Raw genomic sequence first — 25,826 nt, 5'->3', positions numbered from 1 at the left:
GTCATCAAAGCCACGCAACAGCCTAACTTTCCATTTCCCCGCCCCGCTTACCTGATCCTGACCAACCATGCCTATCCACAATATCGCCAGATGGCGAATGAATTGGGCGTAGATCACTTCTTCGACAAATCGATGGATTTCGACATGGCGATTGAAACGATTGAAGCACAGGCGGCGAAATTTTCGGCCTAGCACGTTCCCTTCCCTCACCATCTGTCATGGTGTTTATGGGTGAATCTGTATCTGTTGAGCAATAGATATACGCAGTAAGCTAGCGTCCTTGAATTCTAGGTAACGCGCCTCCAGCCTACCTAGAGCTTGGCTATCAAGGAGTTTGCACACCACCATGCCAGACATATCCGCGCTCGACCTAGCCCGCATCCAGTTTGCGTTCACCGTATCGTTTCATATTATCTTCCCTGCCATCACGATCGGTTTAGCCAGCTACCTCTTTGTGCTGGAAGCCATGTGGCTAAAAACAGGCAGAGAAGTCTACAAAGATCTCTATCACTACTGGCTCAAGATTTTCGGTGTCAATTTCGGCATGGGTGTCGTCTCCGGACTCGTCATGGCCTACCAGTTCGGCACCAATTGGAGTGGGTTTTCTGCATTTGCCGGGAGTGTGACGGGACCATTGCTTACCTATGAAGTGCTCACAGCCTTCTTCTTGGAGGCCGGCTTTCTTGGGGTAATGATGTTTGGCTGGAGCCGGGTCGGGCCTGGCTTGCATTTATTCTCGACTGGCATGGTGGCCCTGGGGACACTCATTTCCGCCACCTGGATTTTGGCGTCAAACAGCTGGATGCAGACGCCGCAAGGCTTTGAGATTGCCAATGGGATTGTCATCCCCAAAGACTGGTGGGCGATTATTTTTAACCCATCCTTCCCTTATCGCTTACTACACATGGGTATTGCAGCTTTCCTCGCTACCGCATTGATGGTCGGTGCTGCCGGGGCATGGCATATATTGCGTGGCCAGGCCTCGATAGCGGTGAGAACGATGTTGTCGATGGCCATGTGGATGCTGGTCGTGGTCGCTCCTATTCAGGCACTCGTCGGCGACTTTCATGGCTTAAATACACTACAGCATCAACCCGCCAAGATCGCAGCGATGGAAGGTCACTGGGAACATCATCCTGGGGAAGGCGTCCCCCTCTTGTTATTTGGCCTGCCTGACATGGAAGCCGAAACCACACACTTTTCATTGGGTATCCCGCGTTTGGGTAGCCTGATCCTCACCCATAGCTGGGATGGCCAGATCCCTGCGCTCAAGGACTTTCCAGCGGAGGATAGGCCCAATGCCAGCATTATTTTCTGGTCTTTCCGCATCATGGTGGGATTAGGCGTATTGATGATTGCCCTCGGTTTTTGGAGCCTGTGGCTGCGCCATCGCGACCATTTATATACACATAGAGGATTCCTGCGCTTGGCACTCTGGATGGGGCCTAGCGGAGTGATTGCCATCCTGGCTGGATGGTTTACTACAGAGGTGGGGCGCCAACCCTGGGTGGTTTATGGCATCATGCGTACCGCTGATGCAGTGTCTAATCACGACATCACGTCTCTCGCGGCTTCCTTGGCCTTGTTTGTCGTGGTCTACGTGTTCGTGTTCGGCATCGGCATTGGTTATCTCATGCACTTGATACGCCAACCAGTGCATCACGGTGAACATGAGCTGGAGGGAGGCCCAGGGCAAGCACGGCAACCGATGCGCCCACTCTCGGTGCCGGATACTGCCTTTTCTCTGGAAACACATTCGCCCAATACTAAGGAATCGCGATAGATGGATTTTGATTTACCAATGATATGGCTGATGGTGATCTTGTTCGCTATCGCAATGTATGTGGTCATGGACGGGTTCGATCTGGGCATTGGCATCCTGTTCCCTTTTGTTAAAGAGAGCGCTGACCGGGATGTCATGATGAATACCGTCGCCCCGGTCTGGGATGGCAATGAAACCTGGCTAGTGCTAGGGGGCGCAGGCCTGATGGCAGCTTTTCCGCTGGCCTATGCTGTGGTGCTTAGTGCGCTATATCAGCCGATTATCCTGATGTTGCTGGGCCTGATTTTCCGGGGAGTGGCATTCGAATTCCGTTTCAAGGCACCGGAACGGGAGCGACCAATCTGGGATAAAGCATTTATCGGTGGCTCTATCACCGCCGCTTTCTTTCAAGGAGTCACACTGGGCGCCTATATCAATGGCATTGTATTGGATGGAAATTCATTCTCCGGCAGTTCGCTGGATTGGATCAGCCCGTTCTCAATATTTACTGGATTGGGCGTAATGGTGGCCTATGCATTGCTTGGTAGTACCTGGCTAATCATGAAGACAGAAGAACAATTGCAGCAACGCATGCTGGAGTTAACGCGCCCCCTGGTTGGCCTGGTGATTGTGGCACTGATCGGGGTTAGTATCTGGACACCGCTGGCACATTCTGGCATCGCCGAACGCTGGTTCAGCCTGCCCAATTTCTATTTCTTATCGTTGGTACCCTTGCTGGTGGGGGTCAGCTTGTACTCCCTAATGCGTGAACTGAAATCAGGCTATGATCGGCAGCCTTTCATTGCCGCGCTCATCATTGTTCTGCTGGGCTTGTTTGGCTTGGCCATCAGCATATGGCCGCAGATCATCCCACCCAACGTGACGATCTGGGAGGCCGCTGCACCCAAAGCTAGCCTGGAGTTCGCCCTGGTAGGCACGCTCGCCATCATTCCCGTGATACTGGCCTACACAGTCTGGTCTTATCGTGTTTTCAAGGGCAAGGTCAGGCATGGCGATGGCTATCACTAAACAGGAGAAAGCACGCCCTGATTGGCGTAAACGCCTGCTATGGCTGGTATTGATCTGGTGTGGCAGTGTCACCGCCATGTTGGCTGCTGCTTATATCATGCGGCTCTTTATGATCAGCATCGGGCTACAGACATAAAAATACTGAGGCAGCCCGTGATTTGACAGGTATGTCCTGGCGTGAAAGAATATCTTCACGTTTTTGCTGGGTGAAATCTCATCCCAGTATCCATATGATGGGGACGACCTCATCATCACTGATTATCACGGGACGACCCGAGTCATATGAAAGGGTTGTCTATGTCGTGGATATATCTATTGCTGGCTGGCGTATTCGAGATCGGTTTTACCACCTGCCTAAAAATGTCGGAAAGCTTCAGCAAGCCTATCCCTACTCTAGGCTTCGTCGTCTTTACCATCCTGAGTTTTGCCATGCTGACCAAAGCATTGCAAGGCATTCCTCTCGGCACGGCTTATGCCATCTGGACGGGCATTGGCGCTTGTGGCACAGCCCTCATCGGCATCTGGCTATTCGGCGATCCCGCAGGCACTCTGCGCATCCTGTTCCTGCTGTTGCTGATCGGTTCCATCATTGGCCTGAAACTGGTCTCATGACATGGCTGCCAGGGGTGGCGGGATCAAAGATCCTGCCACTCGCGTAATACAGACGCATCCACTGGTGCCGGGCCAACATACCGCAGGTAATCATCCTGCAACAAGCGCATGCGCAAGGCATCGCGGTACGAGCCATTGGAAAAAAACTCCTGCTTGAGATGGCCTTCCACCTCAAATCCGCAGGTTTCATAGATATGAATAGCTGCCTGGTTTTCCTGATCTACCACCAGATATACCTTGTGCAGGTTGAGCACCCGAAAGGCATAGCCCACCGCAATCCGCGTAGCTGACTTGGCCAGCCCGCGCCCCTGGTAGTCTGGCGCAATGATGATCTGAAATTCGGCACGCCTATGGATGTAGTTGATCTCAACCAGCTCCACCAACCCAGCCAATTCGCCATTATCTAGCTCAATGATGAAACGCCGTTCGTTCTGGTCATGAATGTGCCGGTCATATAAAGCCACCAGCTCGTCATAGGCTTCATAAGGCTCCTCAAACCAATAACGCATGATGGTGTCGTTATTATTGAGCTTGTGTACAAAATGCAGGTCATTACGCTCTAATGGACGCAGATTGATGCGATCAGCCATAAACACCCCTCACTTACCTGACGATAGCCAGATTATAGCGCGGAGTCCCTTCCATACTGTCTCCACTCCCCGCCAAGCGAAGTAATTTGATTGCAGTGCAGATATATTATTCGCTACAATTAATAACGATTCTTATTTATATAGCATCATGTCCAGCCCTGCTTCCAGCACCCAGCAGCAAATTCACACCCTATATACCGATCATCATGGCTGGCTGCATGCATGGCTGCGCAAGAAACTAGGCAACTCTTGGGATGCTGCCGATTTGGCGCATGATACCTTCATCCGCATGATGGACAAGCATCGCCTCCAGCAGTTAGGGGAAGAACCCCGGGCCTTTCTCACCCATATTGCCAAAGGCTTGATGATAGATCACTGGCGCCATCAGGAAATTGAGCGGGCCTACCAAGAAACCATTGCCCTGCTACCTGCCATGCATACCCCTTCACCGGAAACCCGGCTCTTGATCCTGGAATCGCTATTTCGTATTGATCGCATGCTCCAAGCCATGCCCACCAAAACCCGTACCATCTTCATGCTTGCCCAGCTTGATGGGCTCACTTATCCCCAGATTGCTAGCCAGCTCAATCTCTCGTTGATCACAGTCAAGCGCCACATGCGCAAGGCATTCACTACCTGCCTGTTAGCACTATGACACTGCAAAACCATCCACCCGTCGCCATCCTGGAAGAGGCCGCCGACTGGCTAGTACGATTTCAATCTGGCGATACCAGCGCCAAGGTAGAAGAATTTGAAGCATGGCGTCAACAAAGTGCATATCACGCCGAAGCTTGGCAGCGCGCTGAACAGTTACAACAAACCTTTGGCCAGGTACCCAACCATATTGGCAAAGCCACATTCAGCAGAATCAAGCAGACACAGCGACGCAAGCTGCTACAAGGACTGGGCATATTGCTGGCAGCCGGACCTGCTGCCTGGGCAACTTACAGAGGATTGCCATGGGAAGATTGGAGCGCCGATTACCATACTGCGACCGGTGAACAACAAACCGTACAACTGGCTGATGGCACAACCCTTGCCCTGAATACCAATACCACCATCAATATCCAGTATGTCCGTACGCAACGCGAAATTATCCTGTTACATGGTGAAATCATGGTGGAGACTGGTCATGCAGATACCCAGCACCGCCGCTTCGTCGTCACGACGCGCCATGCCCAATTGACCGCACTCGGCACACGATTCAACGTGCACGCGCAACCCGAGCAAAGCCAATTGGCGGTATTGGAAGGCAAAGTGCGCATCGCATTGCCAGGCGGAGAATCGCGCACCTTGCAAGCTGGCGAACAAGCGGACTTCAACGCCAGCGCCATCTCGGCAACCCAAGCAGTCAATCCGGCGACCGGCCTTTGGCAACATGGCATGTTGCTGGCACAAGATATGCCCCTGGGCTTATTAGTCAATGAGCTCAACCGTTACCACCGCGGCATCCTGCGTTGCCACCCGGCAATTTCAGAGCTACATGTCTCGGGCGCTTTTCCATTGATGGATACCCGTGCCAGCCTAGATATGCTACGCAACTCACTGCCGCTTGAGATCCATAGCATCACGCGCTATTGGGTCACAATAGCACCACTGAAAAAATAAACTCCTTTACCTGATACCTTTTGCCAACTCATCCGGTGTAGTCGATGAACACCTGCAATTGCAGACTTTCATCCAATTAAAATACTGGGAGTTAATCTTGTCGTCCTCACCCTACCGCCAACCCTACAAGTTGAAGCACGCCGTGCAGTCCGCTTTGCTGAGCCTGGCATTCATCAGCACAGCATATAGCAGCCACGTATTCGCCGCGGATAACGCCAATATCGCCAGCACACATCAATATGATTTGGCTCCGGGGCCATTGGGCAATGTACTGGCTGAGTTTGCCGCTCTCACTGGCACGCAACTGTCATTCGACTCATCCATGCTCACGGGCTTGCAAAGCCAGGGATTGAGGGGAAATTACACTGTGGATGAAGGCTTCTCGCAATTGTTGAAAGGTACGGGGTTTGGCCTGGATCGGATTACGGATAAACAATACTCCCTGAAAAAACTGGCTGGCATACAAGAAAATGGCCAATCCACCACATTGCCAGAGCTACAAGTGCGCTCGGCGCGTGAGTATTGGCAGGATGCTGCCACCACAGAAGGTAACGGCTCCTATACCTCTGGCCAGGTCAACATCATGAAGGGCACACAAAAGCTCAAGGATATTCCACTCTCTGTCTCCGTCGTCACCCAGCAACGCATGCGTGACCAGAACATCACCTCCGTCAAGGAAGCTCTCGAGAACTCCCCAGGGATCACTGCTGTCGCCAGCTTTCCTGGCACGCAGTTTTACTCGCGCGGCTTTTTCATCAATAGTTTTCAATACAATGGTGTGCCGCTTGAGCGCCAGCTGTATACCCGTGGTTCCTCGTTTACGGGACAAACTGCCATTTTCGACCGCCTTGAAATCATGCGTGGCCCGCAAGGCATGCTGGAAGGTGCTGGCGATCCTTCCGGCTCGGTGAATCTCGTCCGCAAGCGCCCTACGCATGAAAAACAAGTCGTCATCACAGCGAAAGCCGGCTCCTGGGACAGATATGGGCTACAACTTGATGCGGGTGGCTCCCTGAACGAAAGCCAGACTATTCGTGGACGCATCGTCGTGGATGGCGATAACCAGCGGTCATTTGTCGATCATAAGGCTTCAAAGAATCAGACCTTCTACGCGGCACTGGACATTGACTTAGGATCAGATACCACTATAGGCCTGGGATTCAGCCATGAAGAATTGAAATCCACCCCTGATGTCATGGGGTTGCCGAACTACAGTAACGGCACCATGCCGAATTTCAAGCGCTCTACTTTCCTGAGTCCATCATGGTCATACTGGGATAAAACCCAGGATACGTATTATGCAGACCTACAACACCGATTGAATGAAAGCTGGAAACTCAATATCTCATTGGTCAATGCAAAAGAATCGAACGACTTCAAGTACATTCAGCGACGTGGGCGACTGGGACCTCCCAACACATTTGCCGGGGATGCTTACGTTTTTGACTATTTCTCCAACCATGTGGGGGGAGATATGCACATCAGCGGCAATACAGAGTTATTCGGCAAAAAACTGGATGTAGTGGCAGGGACCAATTACTCCAAGCTACATAGCGATGATGTCTGGGGGGCGAAATACGGGGTAGAGTCTTTAAGCAACATCCTTAACTATCAGGCCAGCGTTGCGGAACCAACAGATGCCGAGATATATGCCAGCAACCGCTGGGATGATGCCTATGAATCGACCAGTAGAGGCATTTATGCCACTGGCCGTTATCAACTGACAGACCCTTTGTCACTCGTACTCGGAGCCAGAGCATCTTCCTATAAGAATATTTACTCTTCTGATGGCCCGTGGGGTGCTTCGGTTGCAGAAGCGAGCAAGAATGACAAGGTCACGCCCTTTGCCGCACTGATTTACAAACTGAGTGATGAATGGTCCGTGTATGCCAGTTATACCGACATTTTCAAGCCACAGAACCGACGTGATGTCACAGGCAGCTTTTTGGACCCTATCATTGGTAAAGGTTATGAGATTGGCTTGAAGGGCGAACTGCTCAACGGCAAGGTCAACACAGCCCTCACCCTGTTCCATATGACGCAAAAGAACATGGGGCTGCAAGATGCCTCCATCGCGACGAATATTGCTCAAGCCCAATGCGGAGGCACTTGCTATCGCTCGGCCATGGAAATCAAAAGTCAGGGTGTTGAGGCAGAAATCAGCGGCGAACTGGCTGAGCGTTTGCAGGTATATGCGGCGTACACGTTCAATGACATCCAATATGTTTCTGAAGAACCACCCTCAGTAGCTTATAACATCACTGCAAACGTTGGCGTACCAAAACATATGTTGCGACTCTGGAGCACCTATACATTGCCTGGTGACTGGAACAAGTTATCCATCAGTGGAGGCGTGACCAGTCAAAGTGAAGCCAGCAGTTTTGGTTACTATGCAAGACAACAAAGTGGTTACACGGTATTTAATGGTCGCATCGCTTATCGCCTTGATGAGCATTTGCTGGCCTCATTAAATATTACCAATCTTTTTGACAAGAGCTACTTTGAATCAACCAGTTACGACCATAACTACTATGGCACCCCACGTAGCGCAATCTTGACATTAAGGTATCAATTCTAGGAAACATCAGGGCTAGGCCTCTTTCACGAAAGAAGCCTAGTCACCCGACACCGTTACAACAGGCTCCACCGTCAATCCGGCTTTTCTCAATAAGGCAATCAAGCCATGATCGCCGGGCAAATGTGCCGCGCCTACGGCAATAAATAGCGATGTCTTGCTTGCCTCTTGTGCAATACGCACTGACATATTGTGATTTCGCTCATCAAGCAGCCTGACGCGCAACTTGTCCCATAATCCAGCAGGCAAATCATCTGCGGTTAACTCGGCATCCAATGCCGCCACTTTGTTAAGGTCACCAGAAAGATAAGCTTGTATCAAGAGCTCAAAATCTTTTTCCTTTTGCTCCTGACTGCGCTTAAGCACGCTACGTAATATCAGCAACTGCTCATCCAGGGTAAGACTTTCCAGGGCAGAAAAATGCTCTTGTGCCGTTTCCAGTGCCTTGACCTGCTTGCCTGCTCGTTGCGCCTGCAGGTAAAGCTGTACATCCAGGGTATAGGGTGACTGCGGTACGGGCAAATCAAACACCATGGCCAGCAACCAAGGCTTCATGCGCAAGACCATATCACGCGGTAATCCATGAACTTCAGCCGCTTCATAAACCTGTTGCAACTCGGATTCGGTCAAGAGCTTATCCAGGCTAGCTTGCATGATGTAAGGCGACACATCGCTGGAAGGCAGCACCTCCATCATGAACAATGGCGCTGAGGACAATGCCAGGGTGACTGGCTCAGCCAGCGCGGTAACCCTGGCATCATCGACATGAATAGTGCCAAATAAATAACTGGTCGGGCCATTGCCAGCCTGCACTTTCCACAACATGCCATCGCCAGCCGCCAGGGCCACAGCGGAATATAAACAGCAGAAAAGAAAAAAGCCCCGCAAGAAGACACTTGTGAGGCTTTGGTGACAACGCATCCTGAACATCAACGCTTATGGGCGACCGGGTTTCCGTGCAGGCTTGCCCGGGCGTTGAGGTACTACCTGATTTTTACCGACCGCGGGGACACGACCTGCAGGGCGTGGAGAGGTCGCCACAGGCTTGGCCGAACGGCGGCTGCCATTGGCTTTGGCCTGCTCCTTGGGCAAGATGGGCTGCCAGGCAGGCACCAAGTGCTTTTTACCATTGCCGATCAAGTCTTCACGGCCCATTTTCTTCAATGCTTCGCGCAGCATTGGCCAGTTATTGGGGTCGTGATAGCGGATAAAAGCCTTATGCAGGCGGCGCACACCACCAGCCTTGGGGATGGGCACGTCTTCACTGTCATGCGTCACCTTGCGCAAGGGATTCTTGCCAGAGTGATACATGGCAGTCGCCATCGCCATGGGGGTTGGGGTAAAGGTCTGCACCTGGTCGAGCTTGAAGTCGTATTTTTTCAGCCACAAAGCCAGGTTGAGCATGTCTTCATCGGTAGTACCGGGGTGCGCAGCAATAAAGTAAGGAATCAGGTATTGCTCCTTACCCGCCTCGCGCGAGAATTGCTCAAACATGGCCTTGAACTCGTCATAGGCCGTCATCGCGGGCTTCATCATCTTGGTGAGCACATTCTCTTCGGAATGCTCGGGGGCAATCTTCAGATAGCCGCCTACATGATGCTGCACCAGCTCCTTGACGTATTCAGGAGACTTCACCGCGAGGTCGTAACGCAGGCCAGAACCAATCTGGATGCGCTTGATGCCGGGGATCGCCCGCGCCTTGCGGTATAGCTGTATGAGGTGCGAATGATCGGTATTGAGGTTTTCGCAGATGCCCGGGAATACGCAGGACAGCTTACGGCAGCTCTTTTCTATGGTCTCGCTCTTGCATGCAAGACGATACATATTGGCTGTCGGGCCACCGAGGTCGGAAATGGTGCCGGTGAAACCTTCCACCTTGTCGCGTACTTCCTCGATTTCTTTGAGGATGGAAGCTTCGGAGCGACTCTGGATAATGCGCCCTTCGTGTTCAGTAATAGAACAGAAAGTACAACCGCCAAAGCAACCACGCATGATGTTGACGGAGAAACGAATCATCTCCCAGGCCGGGATACGCTCATTTTGATAGGCTGGATGCGGCGTGCGGGCATAGGTCAGGTCGTAGACGTAATCCATCTCCTTGGTGGTCAAGGGAATCGGCGGCGGATTCAGCCAAACTTCGCGGTCACCATGCCGCTGTACCAAGGCGCGGGCATTGCCCGGATTCGCTTCCAGATGCAACACGCGTGAAGCGTGAGCATACAACACCGGGTCTTTAGATACTTCTTCAAATGCAGGCAAACGGATGAATTGCCTACTGCGCTCTGCCTTCGGCTTATTCGGTTTACGTACGATGGTAATCGCCTGCACGCCAGGCTCCAGGCCACTATTCGCGGCAGCGGCAGCCGCTGTGGATGCACAGGATTCGCCCGTCTGCTCCATCGCAGGTTCCATCGCATACGGGTCAACTTGTTTATCTATCTTGCCGGGACGGTCTAGTGCTGTTGAAGATACCTCTTCCCAGCCTTCAGGCACCTGCTTGCGCAAGTAAGCAGTACCACGCACATCAGTAATCTCACTCACCTGCTCACCCTTGGCAATACGGTGGCTGATTTCAACCAATGCCCGCTCGGCATTGCCGTAAATCAGCAGATCGGCCTTGGAATCCACTAGCACGGAACGCCTGACTTTGTCAGACCAATAATCATAATGGGCGATGCGGCGCAGGGAGGCCTCGATACTGCCTATCACCAGTGGCACGCCGGGAAAAGCCTCGCGGCAACGCTGCGAATAGACGAGAATGGCGCGATCAGGACGCTTACCAGCCACGGCACCCGGCGTATAGGCATCATCAGAACGTATTTTGCGGTCTGCCGTGTAATGATTCACCATGGAATCCATATTGCCAGCAGTGATGCCAAAATACAGGTTAGGCTTGCCCAGTTCGCGGAACGGGTCGGCAGATTGCCAATCGGGTTGGGCAATAATACCTACACGAAAACCTTGAGCCTCAAGCAAGCGCCCGACCAGCGCCATGCCGAAGCTTGGATGATCGATATAAGCGTCGCCAGTGATGAGAATGATGTCGCAACTATCCCAACCCAATTTGTCCATTTCAGCACGTGACATGGGTAGAATGGGGGCTGTGCCGAAACGCTTGGCCCAATAAGGGCGATAAGCGCTGATTAAACGTGGTGATTCCATAGCGTCGGCATTTTACCTTGTAACGCTGGCACCATGATCAAAACATACCAAAAATTTATAAAATCAACTGATAAATCAGGCAATTATTCAATGAAAATCCAGCACAAGCCCCATCGGGTGCAACAAGCAAGCCGGGGCGCGGCAGCCTTGCTGTTCACTCTGGCGCTCCCAGCCCATGCCACCAACGGCTTCAATCTGATTGGTTTCGGTGCCGAGTCTTTGCTCATGGGCGGGGCCGATGTCGCAGTCGCCCGCGATAGCTCTGCAATCAATACAAACCCTGCTGGTCTAGCCCAGATCCAGGGTAAGGTATTCAATGGGTTTGGCAGCGTGCTGCGGACCCTGGACCTCTCCCATGCAGACCAATACGGCAGCGATGTGCACGCTTCCAACCGCTATACCATGCTAGGCGGCGGTGGCTATGCACAGTCGATTGCAGAGACACCCTGTGGCGCTGGCGTTGGCACGTTTGTACAAGGCGGTGCTGGCGGCGTCTTCCGTAACGTCAATACCTCACAGGGCAACCAGGACAACTTCTCTGCCAAGTTTGGCATTGCTAAAATCGGCTTCGGCATTGGCTGCCAGGTCACTGAGCGCTTGGCGCTGGGTACCACCATAGGGCTGACCTATGCCAGCATCCAGCAGTCCTTGTATCGCGATACTCCCGGCATTGGTGGTATCAAACTTGAAGATGCTTATGGCGTGCGCCCTAACTTCAAGGTTGGCTTGCAATACAAGCTCAGCCCGACACTTACTTTTGGAGCTGCGTATACTGAAAAAACCAAGCTCCCACTCACTGGTGGCACTTTCTCACTCAATGCGGGTGCACAAACATTCCAGTACGACGATGCCAAGCTGGAGGGGTTTGCAACACCCAGAGAAGTCGCACTGGGCATGGCTTGGAAACCAGAGAGCGATCTATTGCTGGCTTTCAAGGTGAATTGGATCAACTGGGCCGACGCCATCAAGTCCACCACGCTCACCGCAAAAAATCCAGACAGTAGCTTTGCACCGGCGCAAATATCCTCTAGCAATCGTCTGGATTGGCGCAACCAGGTAGTATTGGCACTGGGACTTGCTTATGACATCAATCCCAAAACCACATTGTACGCAGGTTACAACTATGGCAAGAACCCGATGCCACGTGCAACAACCACCCCATTTATTGCGGGGATACTAGAGCATCACTACACTGCCGGGGCAGCCTACAAATTCACCCCGGAATGGACATTCACCGGCGGCCTGGAATATTCCCCTGTCGTGAAGGTGAACTACAACAATAGTGAAATGCCATTTGGCAATGCCCAGCTTCGTAACGAAGCCTTGTTCCTGCACTTCATGTTGAGCCGCCAATGGCAATAACACAGTTGTTGAGCACATAAAAAAGCCGGCATTTGCCGGCTTTTTTACTACAGGACGTCAGCTTAGGGTTTCTGTTCCAGCTCTATGCTGGGGTCAAACCCAAACACCTTGCCAGCCCAGATAAAGACTACCCACACCAACACACCGAAAGGCAAGTAACCGAAGAAGCCTAGCAGCGGCATTTCGGCAAAGATGTGAATCACATTGACGTAAGGAATGTTGTAGATCCAATAATTGGGGTTGGTCTGTAATTCCGGCAATGGATGCGCACTACCATAATTCCACACCTCCCAGAAAAAGCCGTTGAACAGCGATGCCAATGCCACCAGGATCAAGGGTGTCCAGTTGCCTGTTGCCATCGCACTCACGGGGTTCCATATCTTGAGCTTCATGAGTACGCCTGCAACGACGGCAAATGGCCCAATCCACACCACCCAGAACAAGGGATAAGGCAGGAAGGTCATGAGAAAGATCAGCGAAAAACCGCCCCAGATCAACAACCATGCTGGCAAGGCCAACTTAGGACCCTGGCTATAACGGGTCGCCAACTTGGGACAAGTCTTGAGCAAGGTATACCATTCAAAGATTGCTGGCCAGACGGTGGTATACGCAATCAGGAACAACGCCACGATCAAGCCGTGAGACAAGCCTGGGATGTGCGTATTGGGGTAATACCAATTGCCAAGTACGAAATAGTCGTAATACTCGAAGAACAACCAGCCGAACACCGAGACCAAGGCACTAATGATAAAGGTCTTGGGCTTGCTGGATAACAGCGAGACACCATTGTTACGGCGATAGGTCAGCCCATCCAGCACCAGGATAAACCCCCACCACATCGGGCTGAAGGCGTAATAAACCAGGTTACCGAATGGTGTCACACGAGCCCACATCAACCACCAAAAAAACAAGGTGAATGCAGCACCGATCCAGAACCAGATGGGAAAAGGCTTTTTAGCTGGTCGAGGTGATGGCGTGACAGGTTGGAAACCAAACCAGGTGGGAAACAACAAGAAGATAGCAAATGCAATTTCAACCAAGGCAATAACAGTGAAGATGAGCAAGTTGAAACCTGGCATGGGCTGGTTGTAATCCGGCGGAAACACGCCGAATCCTGGCGGTAAATGAGTATCAGGATAAGCAAACCATGCGGCAATTAATGGTAATGCCAGACAGACCAATACCGGCCAGATCAAAGGCCATTTTTTATTCATATTTCTCCCCTTTTGTTGTGATTAAACTGCTGTTTCCCTACTTTTTCTTGTCTGTTGTTCAGCAGCACGCTGACGCTCACGTTTCTGCGCATACATACGCGTATCTGCCAGATACTTGAGCATATTGCTGTCTCGGCTTTCCATGGCATGAGCAATGCCATAGCTCATGCCAGCGAATTCAAAACCCTGTTTGCGCAGCATCTCAATCGCCCTGGCCATGCATGACTCCAATTGATGCACATTGCCCTCAGGACTGGTGATGGCAAACTCATCCCCACCAATCCGGTGCAAGATGCCCATTTCACCAAGCGCTTCACTCACTGCCCGCGAGAAAGAACGCAATAACTCATCACCACGCTTGTGACCATAGTTATCGTTGTAAAACTTAAGACCGTCAATATCAATGAATACCAGCACACCATCCACCGGCAAGGCAGATAACTCTCGATCCAGCGCATAGCGATTGGGCAACTCCGTCAGTGCATCGGTATGGGCAATCTTCAAGTGACGCTTTGAAAGGGTCAGCGCATGCTCTTTTTCATGATTAAGCAAAGCAAACTGACGCGCCAACACCAAGGCCAGCAAAACCATTTCTACCGTCACTGCCAGCATGCCCAGGTGCTCGATATAGAAAGTCTGCGACCATGCAATACGCGTATTGGTAATGGAATAGGCACCAATAATGAAGAAAGCAAATATCGCCCCCAAGTAATACTTGGCAATCAAGTCTCCACGCCAAGCCTTACGGAGGCCCGCCAACAAGCCGTATAGCATAATGAACCCAACCCCAACACGCGCCAACTCGAGCGAGAAATGAGGCCAAATCACGGCTACGGGAATGAAGAAAGTGAGCAGAAAAATAATGCCGCGCCCTAAGCGGAGTAAGCGCGAATCGGCATACTGGCGCAAATTCAACAGATAGATAACGAAATAGACGTAGGCAATATTGGAGAACAGAATCGGAAAACTGATCAGATAAAACCAGTGCAGGGCAAACAAATCTGGTAACACCAGCAGAGCCATACCGTTATAAAAAATGTTGCCCAGAATGAATAAGGCATACATGCGGTCCGTCGCCTGCTTGCGGATATAGCCCAAGGCCGCATAGTAGATCGCCAGAATCAGCATGGCACCGTAAGAGACCAGCACGATGGCATTACCCATCTTGATCGACTGCTGATACTCGGGCAATGTAGTGATATAGGGCTGAGGGTGTGCAAGAAAAAACGGGGCGTTAACTTCGCTGACCAAAGTGTAATGCCCTGCTGGCAACATGAGATCACGCCCATGGCGCAGCATATAGGGATTGGCAACACGAGCCTGAATACCGCCTTTGAGGCTCAGGACCTGCTCCCCCGACGCATTATAAATATGATGGGTAAACTGACCGATAACGCTGGAGCTATCAAAGTCGATCACATAATGCCCATCTTGCGGCAGAGCAAAATCTGCCTTGTAAATGAAGCGCCCGCCTATTCTGGAAGGATTGGTGATCTCAACTAAGTCACGCTGATGCTGCGCCTGCGACCAATCACCATGACCTGCTGCTTCATACCATGTGCCCTCACCTGCCAAAGGTTGCGCATACGCCAATACAACCTGACACATCAACAGGCATGATAGCAACCAACGCATATACCAGCGCTTGCTTGGCATGGCTTTCACGATACACCGCATGAACGCAACCATTCTCCCCTTGAATGAAGCTATTATGAATAGGCCGAATAACTAGTCTCAATATGCATGGCTGAGCATTCTACAATGCTGCCATCAACACGAGCATAAAAGTTTTCTTGAGACTTGTCCGAGGTATTGCTCAACGGGCGCATCTACGATGCAAAGCCGAGCAACGAAATATTGCTGTTGAAACACTCTCCATAAAATAGATAATTTTTTATTTATAATTAAAAATATGTAGTCAATCTAGGATTGCAACCCAAATGACCGCATCATATTATTCAAGCAAATAGCATTCCGCCATTCTAATCACGCGGCATCACTGATGCTTGCACTGTTGGTTTCCAGCGCCGCAACATCAAGGCATTCGTCACTACGCTCACTGAACTCAATGCCATCGCAGCACCAGCGACTACCGGGTTTAGCATACCCATAGCAGCCAGCGGCACACCTATCAGGTTGTAAACAAATGCCCAGAACAGGTTTTGCCGTATCTTGCTGTAAGTACGGCGCGAAATAGCGATCGTATCTGCAACCAGCAAGGGGCTAGCCCGCATCAGGGTCACCGCCGCAGTATGCATTGCGACATCCGTACCACTCGACATGGCAAAACCAATATCCGCTGCCGCAAGTGCGGGAGCATCATTGATCCCATCCCCCACCATCGCAACCACATGTCCCTGTTTGCGCAAGTTCCCTACCACTTCGGCCTTGGTGCCAGGCAATTGCTCTGCATACACCTCATCCAAACCCAATTGTTGACCAATTCTCTGGGCACTGGCTGGATTATCGCCCGTCAACAGCAATACCCTGATACCAAGGGCGTGCAGATGTTGTATCGACATGATCGCCTCAGACTTGAGCTCATCGCCAAATGCCATGAAACCCAGCAGCTGTGGCTGCCCCTGTTCGTCATCCACCGCGAGCCAGGAAATAGTCAGCCCATTTTCCAGTAAGGGGATAGCTTGCTCTTGCAGGCTATCTATCGATACACCTGCCTGTTGCATCGCGCGCTGGTTGCCCAACCATACGCGTCGACCTTCCACTGTTGCCATCAGGCCACAACCAGGCAATGCCACAGCGTCGCTGGCTACTGGCACTTCCAAGCCAGATACTTGTGCATGTTGCAATACCGCTACAGCCAAAGGGTGATGACTGCCCCGTTCTAGTGCAACCGCCAGCCTAAGTAACGTTGCCTCTTGCCCTGGGCGGCTGACCGCTTGAATCACACGTGGTTTCCCCACCGTCAGGGTGCCAGTCTTGTCAAAGGCAACCACGTTGATTTTGTGTGATAGCTCCAGCGCATCAGCATCCTTGATCAATATGCCATGACGCGCAGCCACGCCGGTACCCGCCATGATGGCAGTAGGTGTTGCTAACCCCAACGCGCAAGGACAGGCGATCACCAATACTGCAACCGCATTCAGTACAGCCTGCTCCCATTGACCATCATGCCAAGCCCAGCCAAGCAGCGTCAGTGTCGCAATGAACAAGACCACGGGTACAAACACAGCACTCACACTATCCACCAAGCGCTGGATAGCAGGCTTACCAAGCTGGGCATCCTCCACCATGCGAATAATGCGTGCCAAGGTTGTCTCTGCACCAATCGCTGTCGTTTCCACCAGCAATACGCCATCCAGATTGACAGCACCACCAGTCACCTTGTCTTGCATCCTTTTCTTGACAGGTACGCTTTCGCCAGTAAGCATGGATTCATCCAGATGGCTACTACCCTCGCGTATCAGCCCGTCCACTGGCATACGTTCACCGGGCCTCACCAAGACCAGGTCACCCACCATCACCCCGGCCAACGGTATATCTTCTTCCACGTCATTGCGACGGACACGTGCGGTATCAGGCCTTAGCGCCTGCAAGGCACGTATCGCTTCAGTGGTCTGGCGCTTGGCACGGCTTTCCAGCCACTTTCCCAATAGTACCAATGTGATGACTGCGCTACTGGCCTCAAAATACAAATGGATCGAATGCTGCCAGAGCAAATACACAGAAAGCCCATAGGCTGCGGAGGTACCAATTGCGACAAGCAGATCCATATTGCCCGAGAAATTGAGTGCCGCCTTCCAGCCTGCGCGGTAGAATCTGGCGCCCAACCAAAACTGCACTGGCGTTGCCAGCAACCATTGTAGCCATCCAGGCAACATCCAATGCTGGCCGAACAAGACGCCAACCATGGGCAACACCAGCGGCAAGGTGAGTATGGCGCCAATCACGACCTTCAATCCATCTCGCGGCAACTCTGCTTGTATAGATGGCGCATCGGGCTTAAGCAGCCGCGCCTGGTAACCAAGCTTGCCAACCGCTTGCTCAATCTGCGATGCCATGCCGACATCCACAGCCTCTACATGCGCCTGCTCAGTCGCCAAGTTGACACTCGCCTGTTGCACACCAGGTAGCTTATTCAACGACCTTTCGATACGACCAGCACAAGCCGCACACGTCATGCCGCTAATGGCAAAATCTAATTTTTCTAGTGATGGCTGCTTATTCACTCTTACATCCTCATTGCACTACATTAACCCAGTAGGCTGACCAACTCAACGTGATCGCAGGGCTTGACTACACCATGGAGTCAAGGCGCATACTGTTGGCCCAACATTCGACCAGGAGCCTTTCATGACGACATTCAAGGTCAACGACATCAGCTGCAATCATTGTGTGCAAGCCATTACCCAGGCAGCACAGGCAATTGATCCGCACGCAAGTGTGGCAGTAGATATTGCCAGCAAGACCGTGCAGATCAATAGCGATATCGAGGCCTCGCGCTTTCGCGATGCGATCAGCGATGCAGGTTACACACCTGAATAATGAACACATTCCCATTAGCCGACTAATGTCCTTCGTGCCCGTCAGGCTTCTTGATATGTAAGTGATGCCCCTCGACGTTCGCAGCGGGTACCCGGCTCACGGGAACGCCGCTGGCGTCGACTTCATGGGCCACCGTTTCAGGCGGATTCAGATAATCTCCAGGGTCACTGTAATCTCCAGTCTTCAACCCCGCGCGAACCTTCATGGTCGTAAACATGCCGCCCATGTGCATATCGCCAAACTGCCCCTTGCCGTTCATCATGGGTAAGGTATTCTCCGGCAGCGGCATTGCCATCTCGCCCATCTCCGCCATGCCAGTTTCGCCCATAGGCATGTAATCAGGCAATAGCTGAGTAATCTTGTCGACCAGGCCTTTTTGCTCCACCCCTATCATGGTTGGCACCTGGTGCCCCATGGCATTCATGGTATGGTGGCTCTTGTGGCAGTGAAAAGCCCAGTCGCCGGGCGCATCCGCGACAAACTCAATCGCCCGCATCTGGCCAACAGCGATATCGGTGGTCACCTCAGGCCAGCGCGCCGCAGGCGGGACCCAGCCACCATCCGTCCCTGTCACGGTAAACTCGTGTCCATGCAAGTGTATTGGATGATTGGTCATGCTGAGATTGCCCACGCGTATACGCACCCGCTCGTTTAACCCCGCCACCATGGGTGCAATCCCCGGGAATACACGACTATTGAACGTCCACAGGTTGTGCTCCAGCATGGTTGCCACCTTGGGCGTATAACTGCCCGGGTCAATATCATAGGCATTGATGAGGAAAACATAGTCACGGTCCACACGCATGAAATCAGGATTTTTCGGGTGAGTGACCCAGAACCCCATCATGCCCATGGCCATTTGCACCATTTCATCAGCGTGCGGGTGATACATAAAAGTACCGGCACGCTTGGCCTCGAACTCATAGACAAACGTCTTGCCAGGCCGAATTGCTGGCTGTGTGAGACCGCTCACGCCATCCATGCCATTGGGCAGGCGCTGTCCATGCCAGTGGACACTGGTTGCCTCCGGCAGCCGGTTGGTAACATAGATGCGTACCCGGTCTCCCTCGACTACCTCAATGGTCGGCCCTGGGCTTTGGCCGTTATAACCCCATAAGTTGGCGGTCATGCCCGGCGCAATCTCCCGTATCACGGGTTCTGCCACTAGATGAAACTCTTTGACGCCACCTCGCATGCGCCACGGTAGGCTCCAACCATTTAAAGTCACCACTGGATGAAAAGGCCTGCCATTACCAGGCACATGTGGCACCTGGGTTTCTGCGCTGCCCATGCTAGCAATTTCCGGCAGGGCGGCCATTGCCACCTTGCTGACCGTGCCCACAGCCACAGCAGCCGCCCCTAGCCTGAAAAAATCTCGGCGATTCAACATTACTCTCCCCTTCCATCCACATCCAGGGATGCCGCAGGCCCCATGGTCGCCATTGCTAAGCTGGCATCAGCCAGCCAAAAATCACGCATGGCATTGATATATTGATTGACGCTGCCGATCTGCTCCCGCGCCCCTGCAAGTAGCTCAAATGCACTTACCAGCATACCGTTGTAGCGCAACTGACTCTCTTGCAAAATGCGCTGACGCAGCGGCACGATCTCATCCTGGACATGGCGCGCTATTTCATAACGTACACGATAACGCGTATAAGCGGCCCTGACCTCAGTCTCGGCATCAATCGCTGTTTGTGCCGTACGTTCAAGCGCCTGGGTATAAATAGCCTCAGCACGCTTCACGCGCGCACTCCCCCAATCAAATAACGGCAGCTCAAAACCCAGGGTGATGCCTTTTTTGTAAGCCTCGCCGCGTCTGCCTTCCAGCACACGTGCTGGCCCAATATCCAGCACATTGATCAGGCGCGTGGTTTTACTCAGGCCTAACTGCTTGGCGAGCGCATCTACTTCAGCACGCCTCGCGAGCAAATCCAGCCTTTGCAGAAAAGCCTGCTGCTGTACCTGGAAAAGATCATCTTCTGCCACCGGTAAATCAGGCAGTCGTGGTGGCAGTGTAAAGAGATCGCTATTTCCAAGCCCAAGCAAGCGTGACAACCGCTCACGCGCCATGCGCTGGTGCTCGCGCGCCGCGGCATAGTCCAGCGCAGCATCAGCATAAAAGCCTTGTTCACGTGCCTGATCCAGCTTGCTCCAGTTGCCTTGCTGATACATGCGCCGTGCCAGCTCTGCCGCTGCTTCCGCTGCCTGCATCACCTGCGCAGCATAAAGCGATGATTGTTCTGCCGCGACAGCCTCAACCCAGGCTTGGCGAGTTGCCTGCGCCAGGGCCAGCACTTGCAGGCTGACTTCAAGTTTGGCTTGCTCGAAGCGCTGCTGCTCCACAGCCTTGGCCTGCGGCATTGTCAACAGGGCAAATACATTGAAAGTAAAGGACTGTTCTATTTTGTAGTCGCCGTCATGACGCGTGTACAGCATGGAAAAGCGTGGATTTGGCAAGCGCCCGGCCTGCACTAGGTCCGCCTCGGCAATGCCAAGTTCGGCCAAGCCAGCTTTTAGCCCACGGTTATTCAACAATGCTAATTGCCAGGCCTCATCAACACCCAATGGCTTGGCGAGCAACTCATTCACACGCTGCTGTGCAATCGCCTTGTCAGCACCATCGAATGCCACATCCTGTTTCAGGCGTTGAGCAACCGTAGATTGCACATCATCAATGCCACCATCACGGCTAAACGTCGCGCACCCGGAAAGCAGGCTGCTGATCACGACAACACAGAGCATCGCGAGCCTCGATATTAACTGCGTCATGATTATTCTCCGTGCTGCATATGCTGGTGATCATGATGCTCGGCATGCTGGTGGTGCTCATACTCTACGTCATGTCCTTGATGCATATCATGACCTGCATGCGGGTCTGCCAATTCAACTTGCTTGGCATCGCCGGATTTCTGGCCATGATCGAATTTCTGGTATTGCTGCAGCACAGGCTCATATTGCAAAGCCTTGCCAGGGTTGATGTCAGCCTCTACTGCTGTGACGGGCAGTGCAAGGCAAAGACAGCATAAAGCTGAGAAGATGATATTGAATCGCATAATGCTCTCCATTGACGATGTAGTGCTTGCTTGATTACGACAAGCAGCTTAAGACAGCGGCCGCACAGAAACAGCGACCATCGCAACAATCTAGCTGGAGAACGAGATAGGTGGGCGCTGCAATTGCGCCAAGGCAGGTGGAAAATAAATCAGGTTGAATGCATCCATCACTGGATGAGGAGGCGAATCAGGCATCGCCATAGGGATAGAAATGGGCAATACACTGAAGCATGACAGGCAATCATGGCAGCTTCTGCAATCATCAACATGCTGCTGATAGCCATTGTCGTGCTGCGCATCGGCATGCTTGACGTGATGCTGGTGCACATTCATCTGCATCGTCGCAGGGGCAGCCTCAGGCAAATGCAGGCTGGCACTGGCCATAGCGGTATCTGCCAGGAATACGGCCAAGAGCAACATGACAAGAAAGCGATAGAGGCGCATAGAAGGAAAATATCACAATTGGCACAGCCAGCATAGCGCAACGGCATTATGCTAAGCTTGCTGCCATACTTGACATTGCTGGACACCACCACACTAAATGAGCCATCAATATTATCGACTACCCGGTGGCTTGGTACGTGCATTGCAGGACAATACGCCTTTTCCACCACTAGAGGCCGCATTGCAGGAGCCCAACGGCTTACTTGCGATTGGTGGAGACCTAAGCGCCGAGCGCTTGCTCAGCGCCTACCAAGAAGGCATATTCCCTTGGTTCAGCGAGGGCGAACCCATTTTATGGTGGAGCCCAGATCCACGCATGGTGCTATTCCCCAATGAATTAAAAATATCAAAATCCCTCGCCAAGCGCCTCAAGCGCAAGGATTATGAAATCCGCTTCAACTCTTCATTCAGCGAAGTGATTGCTGCATGCTCTGCCACGCCGCGCGAGGGCCAGGATGGCACCTGGATTACACATGACATCATGCAGGGATATACGGAGCTGCATCGCCTGGGTTACGCCCACAGCACCGAAACATGGATGGATGACACGCTGGTAGGCGGCCTCTATGGCATCCGCATCGGCAGGATGTTTTATGGTGAATCCATGTTTCATCATGTCACCGATGCATCCAAGCTTGCTTTCGTGCACATGGTGCAACATCTGCAAACGCTGGGCTGCGGCATGATCGACTGCCAGATGAAAACACAGCACCTAGCTTCACTGGGCGCCCGTGAGATTCCACGCGCAGAATTTTCACAACGACTGCGCGAATTGATACACTACCCGACATGACATTGCCCGGCGAACAGCATCTGCACAAAATCCAGTTTTATGCCACCACGGCGTACTCCTGCGGTTACCTTGCCAACAAACCCGCACAATCGCTGATTGCCACACCACACCATTTAATTGACGCCCAGGCCTACAGCGGCCTGATACAGCTGGGTTTCCGCCGCAGCGGAAAATTTGCCTACCGCCCCCATTGCGAAACTTGCCATGCCTGCATCCCCGTCAGGTTGCCAGTCGCAGACTTTCAACCCAGCCGTAGCCAGCGCCGAGCTTGGAAACAGCACCAGAACCTATCTGTCGCCCTGATGGAGTTGACCTTCTCGGAAGAACACTTTGCTCTCTATTCTGCTTACCAAATTGCCCGGCACGAAGGCGGCTCTGGTGATCCTGAGACGGCAGAGCAATACCGCAACTTCCTAGTGCAAAGCAATGTGGAAAGCCTGATGGTAGAGTTTCGTGAACATGGTGTGCTGAAAATGGTCAGCGTGGTCGACATCGTGCGTGATGGCGTATCTGCGGTCTATACTTTCTACGATGCTGCCGACAAACAAGCGAGCTATGGCACTTACAATGTTATGTGGCTGCTTGATTGGTGCACAGGTCTCAACCTGCCTTACCTTTATCTGGGCTACTGGATAAAGGAAAGCCGCAAGATGGCCTACAAACAAAACTTCCTGCCACAAGAAGGCTTGATCAACGGCGAATGGCAGCCCATTCACACCGAACACCCCTCCCCAGAAAAATAATATTGTTGGCTGGGAACCAATTCAGTTTTCGCCCCTCATAGCATGACTCCTTGTGGTTTATTGCAGCCAGCGTTTTGTGTTTCTCTGCCTTCGCACAAAACGTCTTGGTTGCTTTCCCCCATCCAGCCTCTCCTGGCTAACATGCTACAATCGCGCTTTTCACTCCACTCTACATTCTCATCTTGAAAAAACTGCTTGTTTTTGGCGTTGGCCTTATTGGCGGCTCACTTGCCCTTGCGCTCAAAGCGGCAAACGCAGGTTGGCACGTTACAGGGGTGGGCCGCTCGGGAGACAGCCTGCAAGAAGCACTAAGGCTAGGCATCATAGATGAGGCTGCGACTGAAATCGCCACCGCTCTTAAAGGTGTAGATGTAGTCATGATTGCCACGCCGGTAGCGCAAATTGGCCCCATCCTCCAGCGTATAGCACTACACCTAGAAGACAAGACCATCATTACTGATGCAGGCAGCACCAAAGCCGATATCGCGAACGAGGCGCATAAACTCCTTGGTCAGGCAGCATCGCGCTTTGTACCTGGACACCCCATTGCAGGTGCAGAGAAAAGTGGCCCCTCCGCTGCTCAAGCTACCTTATACCAAAACAAAAATGTCGTTCTCACTCCTGACGGGCGTACCGACCCAGGCGCAGTTCAAATCGTACGCGAACTTTGGCTGAGCACAGGCGCCATCGTGCGTGAAATGAGCCCTGAAGGACATGACACGATTTTTGCTGCTGTCAGCCACCTGCCCCACTTGCTGGCCTTCGCCTTGGTAGACGAGTTGGCTGCACGACCTGATGCGGAGCAATTCTTTGAATTTGCCGCCAGCGGCTTTCGCGACTTTACCCGCATCGCTGGCAGCTCACCGGAAATGTGGCGTGACATCAGCCTGGCTAATCGCACAGCCTTGCTGCAAGAGCTGGATAGTTACCAGTCGGCACTCAATCAATTACGCAAAAGCCTGGAACACGGCGATGCTGCTAGCCTGCAAGCCACTTTCGAGCGCGCCAGCCAGGCCCGCAACGCCTGGGCACAGCGTTCACCATCCGCTCTCTGGAAAAATTAAGCATGGAAACATTGACATTGCCTGGAGCAAATCTGGCCCATGGCACAGTAAAACTGCCTGGTTCCAAAAGTATCTCCAATCGCACACTGCTACTTGCTGCACTCGCGCAAGGCACGACTGAGATTCACGAGCTACTTGCCTCGGACGATACACAACGCATGCTTGAAGCCTTGCAAACCCTGGGGGTTGTATTGACTCAAACCGCCCCACATCAATGGCGAGTCGAAGGCAGCGCTGGCAACCTCCCAGTGAAGCAAGCCAAACTGTTTCTTGGCAACGCAGGCACGGCTTTCCGCCCACTGACCGCCGCATTGGCGTTATCCCAGGGTGATTACGAACTCTCCGGCATCGCGCGCATGCACGAGCGCCCCATTGGTGACTTGGTTGATGCACTCAATGCAGCAGGCGCATCGATAGAATATTTGCAAAACCCTGGCTTCCCGCCTTTACACATCCGCCCGGCAGAGATTAATACCAGCCAGGCCTTGCAAGTGCGCGGCGATGTTTCTAGCCAATTTCTCACTGCGCTATTGATGGCCCTGCCCCTGACAGGCAAGGAAGTGCGCATTGAAGTCGTGGGCGAGCTGATTTCCAAGCCCTATATCGAGATCACACTTAACCTAATGCGCAGGTTCGGCGTCGAGGTATTACGTAACGAATGGCGCGCGTTCACCATCCCGGCACGTAGCACTTATAAAAGTCCAGGCAGCATCCATGTCGAGGGCGATGCCTCTTCTGCCTCTTACTTCCTCGCAGCGGGTGCCATCGGCCAAGGCCCAGTAAGAGTAGAAGGCGTTGGTCGCGACAGCATTCAGGGCGACGTACGCTTTATCGAAGCACTTGAATTAATGGGGGCAGTTGTCACAACAGGAGACAACTGGATTGAAGTCAGCGCCGTGCCTGGCAAGCTCAAGGCCCTGGACCTAGACTGTAACCACATCCCGGATGCCGCCATGACATTGGCTATATTGGCACTATTTGCCGATGGCCCAAGCACCTTGCGCAATATAGCAAGCTGGCGCGTCAAGGAAACCGACAGACTCACCGCCATGGCGACCGAGCTGCGCAAGGTGGGGGCGATTGTCGAGGAAGGCAGCGACTATCTCCGCATCACACCTCCCACTGCGCTGCTTCCCAATGCACACATTGATACCTATGACGATCACCGCATGGCTATGTGTTTCTCGCTGGTCGCCTTGGGCGGCGTACCCGTCATCATCAACGACCCCAAGTGTGTCGCCAAGACCTTCCCGGATTATTTCGAGCGCTTTAGCATGCTCATTCACACCTTAACATCCTCCATATAGCC

23 protein-coding genes and 1 pseudogene are annotated in these 25,826 nt (G+C 52.6%); 14 read left to right on the top strand and 10 right to left on the bottom strand.

Annotation, left to right across the window (positions count from 1 at the left end):
- From LG202_RS02635 to LG202_RS02615, 5 genes and pseudogenes are all read left to right on the top strand, one after another.
- A pseudogene (locus LG202_RS02635) lies at positions 1-192 on the top strand (response regulator); the annotation flags it as partial.
- Between the two features lie 154 nt (positions 193-346).
- Positions 347-1,783, top strand: a complete 1,437-nt coding sequence (locus LG202_RS02630; RefSeq protein ID WP_230346868.1) for a cytochrome ubiquinol oxidase subunit I — start codon at positions 347-349, stop codon at positions 1,781-1,783.
- A complete protein-coding gene (gene cydB, locus LG202_RS02625) occupies positions 1,784-2,791 on the top strand; it encodes a cytochrome d ubiquinol oxidase subunit II (RefSeq protein ID WP_230346867.1) in 1,008 nt (335 codons plus the stop codon).
- On the top strand, positions 2,778-2,927 hold the full coding sequence (locus tag LG202_RS02620) for a DUF2474 domain-containing protein (protein ID WP_230346866.1): 150 nt from the start codon (positions 2,778-2,780) through the stop codon (positions 2,925-2,927). The genes cydB and LG202_RS02620 overlap by 14 nt, the downstream gene beginning before the upstream one ends.
- Positions 2,928-3,088: 161 nt before the next feature.
- Positions 3,089-3,403, top strand: a complete 315-nt coding sequence (locus tag LG202_RS02615; protein WP_230346865.1) for a DMT family transporter — start codon at positions 3,089-3,091, stop codon at positions 3,401-3,403.
- A 23-nt stretch (positions 3,404-3,426) separates the two neighbouring features.
- Here the strand turns inward: LG202_RS02615 and speG are convergent, their stop codons facing one another.
- Positions 3,427-3,993, bottom strand: a complete 567-nt coding sequence (gene speG / locus LG202_RS02610) for a spermidine N1-acetyltransferase (protein WP_230346864.1) — start codon at positions 3,991-3,993, stop codon at positions 3,427-3,429.
- Between the two features lie 148 nt (positions 3,994-4,141).
- Here speG and LG202_RS02605 point away from each other — a divergent pair, with 148 nt between their 5' ends.
- The 3 genes from LG202_RS02605 (at position 4,142) to LG202_RS02595 (ending at position 8,179) form a co-directional block, all read left to right on the top strand.
- Entirely contained in the window at positions 4,142-4,648 is a 507-nt protein-coding gene (locus LG202_RS02605; protein ID WP_230346863.1) for a sigma-70 family RNA polymerase sigma factor, read from the top strand.
- Positions 4,645-5,601, top strand: a complete 957-nt coding sequence (locus LG202_RS02600; protein WP_230346862.1) for a FecR domain-containing protein — start codon at positions 4,645-4,647, stop codon at positions 5,599-5,601. The genes LG202_RS02605 and LG202_RS02600 overlap by 4 nt, the downstream gene beginning before the upstream one ends.
- Positions 5,602-5,698: 97 nt before the next feature.
- Positions 5,699-8,179: a TonB-dependent siderophore receptor gene (locus LG202_RS02595; RefSeq protein ID WP_230346861.1), complete on the top strand. Its 2,481-nt coding sequence runs from the start codon at positions 5,699-5,701 to the stop codon at positions 8,177-8,179.
- A gap of 36 nt (positions 8,180-8,215) precedes the next feature.
- On the opposite strand, the gene LG202_RS02590 is transcribed toward LG202_RS02595, so the two are convergent.
- Both LG202_RS02590 and LG202_RS02585 read right to left on the bottom strand, forming a co-directional pair.
- Positions 8,216-9,001, bottom strand: a complete 786-nt coding sequence (locus LG202_RS02590) for a TraB/GumN family protein (RefSeq protein WP_230346860.1) — start codon at positions 8,999-9,001, stop codon at positions 8,216-8,218.
- A gap of 111 nt (positions 9,002-9,112) precedes the next feature.
- A complete protein-coding gene (locus tag LG202_RS02585) occupies positions 9,113-11,338 on the bottom strand; it encodes a YgiQ family radical SAM protein (protein ID WP_230346859.1) in 2,226 nt (741 codons plus the stop codon).
- A gap of 90 nt (positions 11,339-11,428) precedes the next feature.
- Between LG202_RS02585 and LG202_RS02580 the strand changes: the two genes are divergently transcribed.
- Entirely contained in the window at positions 11,429-12,700 is a 1,272-nt protein-coding gene (locus tag LG202_RS02580; protein WP_230346858.1) for an OmpP1/FadL family transporter, read from the top strand.
- A 62-nt stretch (positions 12,701-12,762) separates the two neighbouring features.
- On the opposite strand, the gene LG202_RS02575 is transcribed toward LG202_RS02580, so the two are convergent.
- From LG202_RS02575 to LG202_RS02565, 3 genes are all read right to left on the bottom strand, one after another.
- A complete protein-coding gene (locus tag LG202_RS02575; protein ID WP_230346857.1) occupies positions 12,763-13,914 on the bottom strand; it encodes a mechanosensitive ion channel protein MscS in 1,152 nt (383 codons plus the stop codon).
- 21 nt (positions 13,915-13,935) lie between these two features.
- Positions 13,936-15,591: a diguanylate cyclase gene (locus LG202_RS02570; RefSeq protein ID WP_230346856.1), complete on the bottom strand. Its 1,656-nt coding sequence runs from the start codon at positions 15,589-15,591 to the stop codon at positions 13,936-13,938.
- A gap of 305 nt (positions 15,592-15,896) precedes the next feature.
- Complete coding sequence (locus LG202_RS02565) at positions 15,897-18,101, bottom strand: heavy metal translocating P-type ATPase (RefSeq protein ID WP_459724337.1); 2,205 nt, start codon at positions 18,099-18,101, stop codon at positions 15,897-15,899.
- A 124-nt stretch (positions 18,102-18,225) separates the two neighbouring features.
- Between LG202_RS02565 and LG202_RS02560 the strand changes: the two genes are divergently transcribed.
- Positions 18,226-18,417: a heavy-metal-associated domain-containing protein gene (locus LG202_RS02560; RefSeq protein WP_230346855.1), complete on the top strand. Its 192-nt coding sequence runs from the start codon at positions 18,226-18,228 to the stop codon at positions 18,415-18,417.
- Positions 18,418-18,439: 22 nt separating this feature from the next.
- Here the strand turns inward: LG202_RS02560 and LG202_RS02555 are convergent, their stop codons facing one another.
- From LG202_RS02555 to LG202_RS02540, 4 genes are all read right to left on the bottom strand, one after another.
- Entirely contained in the window at positions 18,440-19,807 is a 1,368-nt protein-coding gene (locus tag LG202_RS02555; RefSeq protein WP_230346854.1) for a multicopper oxidase family protein, read from the bottom strand.
- On the bottom strand, positions 19,807-21,189 hold the full coding sequence (locus tag LG202_RS02550; RefSeq protein ID WP_230346853.1) for a TolC family protein: 1,383 nt from the start codon (positions 21,187-21,189) through the stop codon (positions 19,807-19,809). Before LG202_RS02550 ends, LG202_RS02555 begins: the two co-directional genes overlap by 1 nt.
- A gap of 2 nt (positions 21,190-21,191) precedes the next feature.
- Entirely contained in the window at positions 21,192-21,473 is a 282-nt protein-coding gene (locus LG202_RS02545; protein ID WP_230346852.1) for a hypothetical protein, read from the bottom strand.
- A gap of 90 nt (positions 21,474-21,563) precedes the next feature.
- Positions 21,564-21,917 (bottom strand): hypothetical protein, encoded by a 354-nt coding sequence (locus LG202_RS02540; RefSeq protein ID WP_230346851.1) that lies wholly within the window; start codon positions 21,915-21,917, stop codon positions 21,564-21,566.
- Positions 21,918-22,014: 97 nt separating this feature from the next.
- Here LG202_RS02540 and aat point away from each other — a divergent pair, with 97 nt between their 5' ends.
- From aat to aroA, 4 genes are all read left to right on the top strand, one after another.
- A complete protein-coding gene (aat, locus tag LG202_RS02535) occupies positions 22,015-22,710 on the top strand; it encodes a leucyl/phenylalanyl-tRNA--protein transferase (RefSeq protein WP_230346850.1) in 696 nt (231 codons plus the stop codon).
- Positions 22,707-23,453, top strand: a complete 747-nt coding sequence (locus LG202_RS02530) for an arginyltransferase (RefSeq protein WP_230346849.1) — start codon at positions 22,707-22,709, stop codon at positions 23,451-23,453. Before aat ends, LG202_RS02530 begins: the two co-directional genes overlap by 4 nt.
- 182 nt (positions 23,454-23,635) lie before the next feature.
- On the top strand, positions 23,636-24,517 hold the full coding sequence (locus LG202_RS02525) for a prephenate dehydrogenase/arogenate dehydrogenase family protein (RefSeq protein ID WP_230346848.1): 882 nt from the start codon (positions 23,636-23,638) through the stop codon (positions 24,515-24,517).
- A 2-nt stretch (positions 24,518-24,519) separates the two neighbouring features.
- Positions 24,520-25,824 (top strand): 3-phosphoshikimate 1-carboxyvinyltransferase, encoded by a 1,305-nt coding sequence (gene aroA / locus LG202_RS02520; protein ID WP_230346847.1) that lies wholly within the window; start codon positions 24,520-24,522, stop codon positions 25,822-25,824.
- Positions 25,825-25,826: the final 2 nt, after the last annotated feature.

The organism is Methylobacillus methanolivorans, from assembly GCF_054588515.1.
This window is presented reverse-complemented; position numbering and strand designations above follow the sequence as displayed.

Excerpts from the sequence above, each read along its gene's own strand:
- LG202_RS02630 (WP_230346868.1), top strand. The coding sequence starts at position 347 with ATGCCAGACATATCCGCGCTCGACCTAGCCCGCATCCAGTTTGCGTTC.
- cydB (WP_230346867.1), top strand. The coding sequence starts at position 1,784 with ATGGATTTTGATTTACCAATGATATGGCTGATGGTGATCTTGTTCGCT.
- LG202_RS02620 (WP_230346866.1), top strand. The coding sequence starts at position 2,778 with ATGGCTATCACTAAACAGGAGAAAGCACGCCCTGATTGGCGTAAACGC.
- LG202_RS02615 (WP_230346865.1), top strand. The coding sequence starts at position 3,089 with ATGTCGTGGATATATCTATTGCTGGCTGGCGTATTCGAGATCGGTTTT.
- speG (WP_230346864.1), bottom strand. The coding sequence starts at position 3,993 with ATGGCTGATCGCATCAATCTGCGTCCATTAGAGCGTAATGACCTGCAT.
- LG202_RS02605 (WP_230346863.1), top strand. The coding sequence starts at position 4,142 with ATGTCCAGCCCTGCTTCCAGCACCCAGCAGCAAATTCACACCCTATAT.
- LG202_RS02600 (WP_230346862.1), top strand. The coding sequence starts at position 4,645 with ATGACACTGCAAAACCATCCACCCGTCGCCATCCTGGAAGAGGCCGCC.
- LG202_RS02590 (WP_230346860.1), bottom strand. The coding sequence starts at position 9,001 with ATGTTGTGGAAAGTGCAGGCTGGCAATGGCCCGACCAGTTATTTATTT.
- LG202_RS02585 (WP_230346859.1), bottom strand. The coding sequence starts at position 11,338 with ATGGAATCACCACGTTTAATCAGCGCTTATCGCCCTTATTGGGCCAAG.
- LG202_RS02580 (WP_230346858.1), top strand. The coding sequence starts at position 11,429 with ATGAAAATCCAGCACAAGCCCCATCGGGTGCAACAAGCAAGCCGGGGC.
- LG202_RS02575 (WP_230346857.1), bottom strand. The coding sequence starts at position 13,914 with ATGAATAAAAAATGGCCTTTGATCTGGCCGGTATTGGTCTGTCTGGCA.
- LG202_RS02570 (WP_230346856.1), bottom strand. The coding sequence starts at position 15,591 with ATGCGGTGTATCGTGAAAGCCATGCCAAGCAAGCGCTGGTATATGCGT.
- LG202_RS02560 (WP_230346855.1), top strand. The coding sequence starts at position 18,226 with ATGACGACATTCAAGGTCAACGACATCAGCTGCAATCATTGTGTGCAA.
- LG202_RS02555 (WP_230346854.1), bottom strand. The coding sequence starts at position 19,807 with ATGTTGAATCGCCGAGATTTTTTCAGGCTAGGGGCGGCTGCTGTGGCT.
- LG202_RS02550 (WP_230346853.1), bottom strand. The coding sequence starts at position 21,189 with ATGACGCAGTTAATATCGAGGCTCGCGATGCTCTGTGTTGTCGTGATC.
- LG202_RS02545 (WP_230346852.1), bottom strand. The coding sequence starts at position 21,473 with ATGCGATTCAATATCATCTTCTCAGCTTTATGCTGTCTTTGCCTTGCA.
- LG202_RS02540 (WP_230346851.1), bottom strand. The coding sequence starts at position 21,917 with ATGCGCCTCTATCGCTTTCTTGTCATGTTGCTCTTGGCCGTATTCCTG.
- aat (WP_230346850.1), top strand. The coding sequence starts at position 22,015 with ATGAGCCATCAATATTATCGACTACCCGGTGGCTTGGTACGTGCATTG.
- LG202_RS02530 (WP_230346849.1), top strand. The coding sequence starts at position 22,707 with ATGACATTGCCCGGCGAACAGCATCTGCACAAAATCCAGTTTTATGCC.
- aroA (WP_230346847.1), top strand. The coding sequence starts at position 24,520 with ATGGAAACATTGACATTGCCTGGAGCAAATCTGGCCCATGGCACAGTA.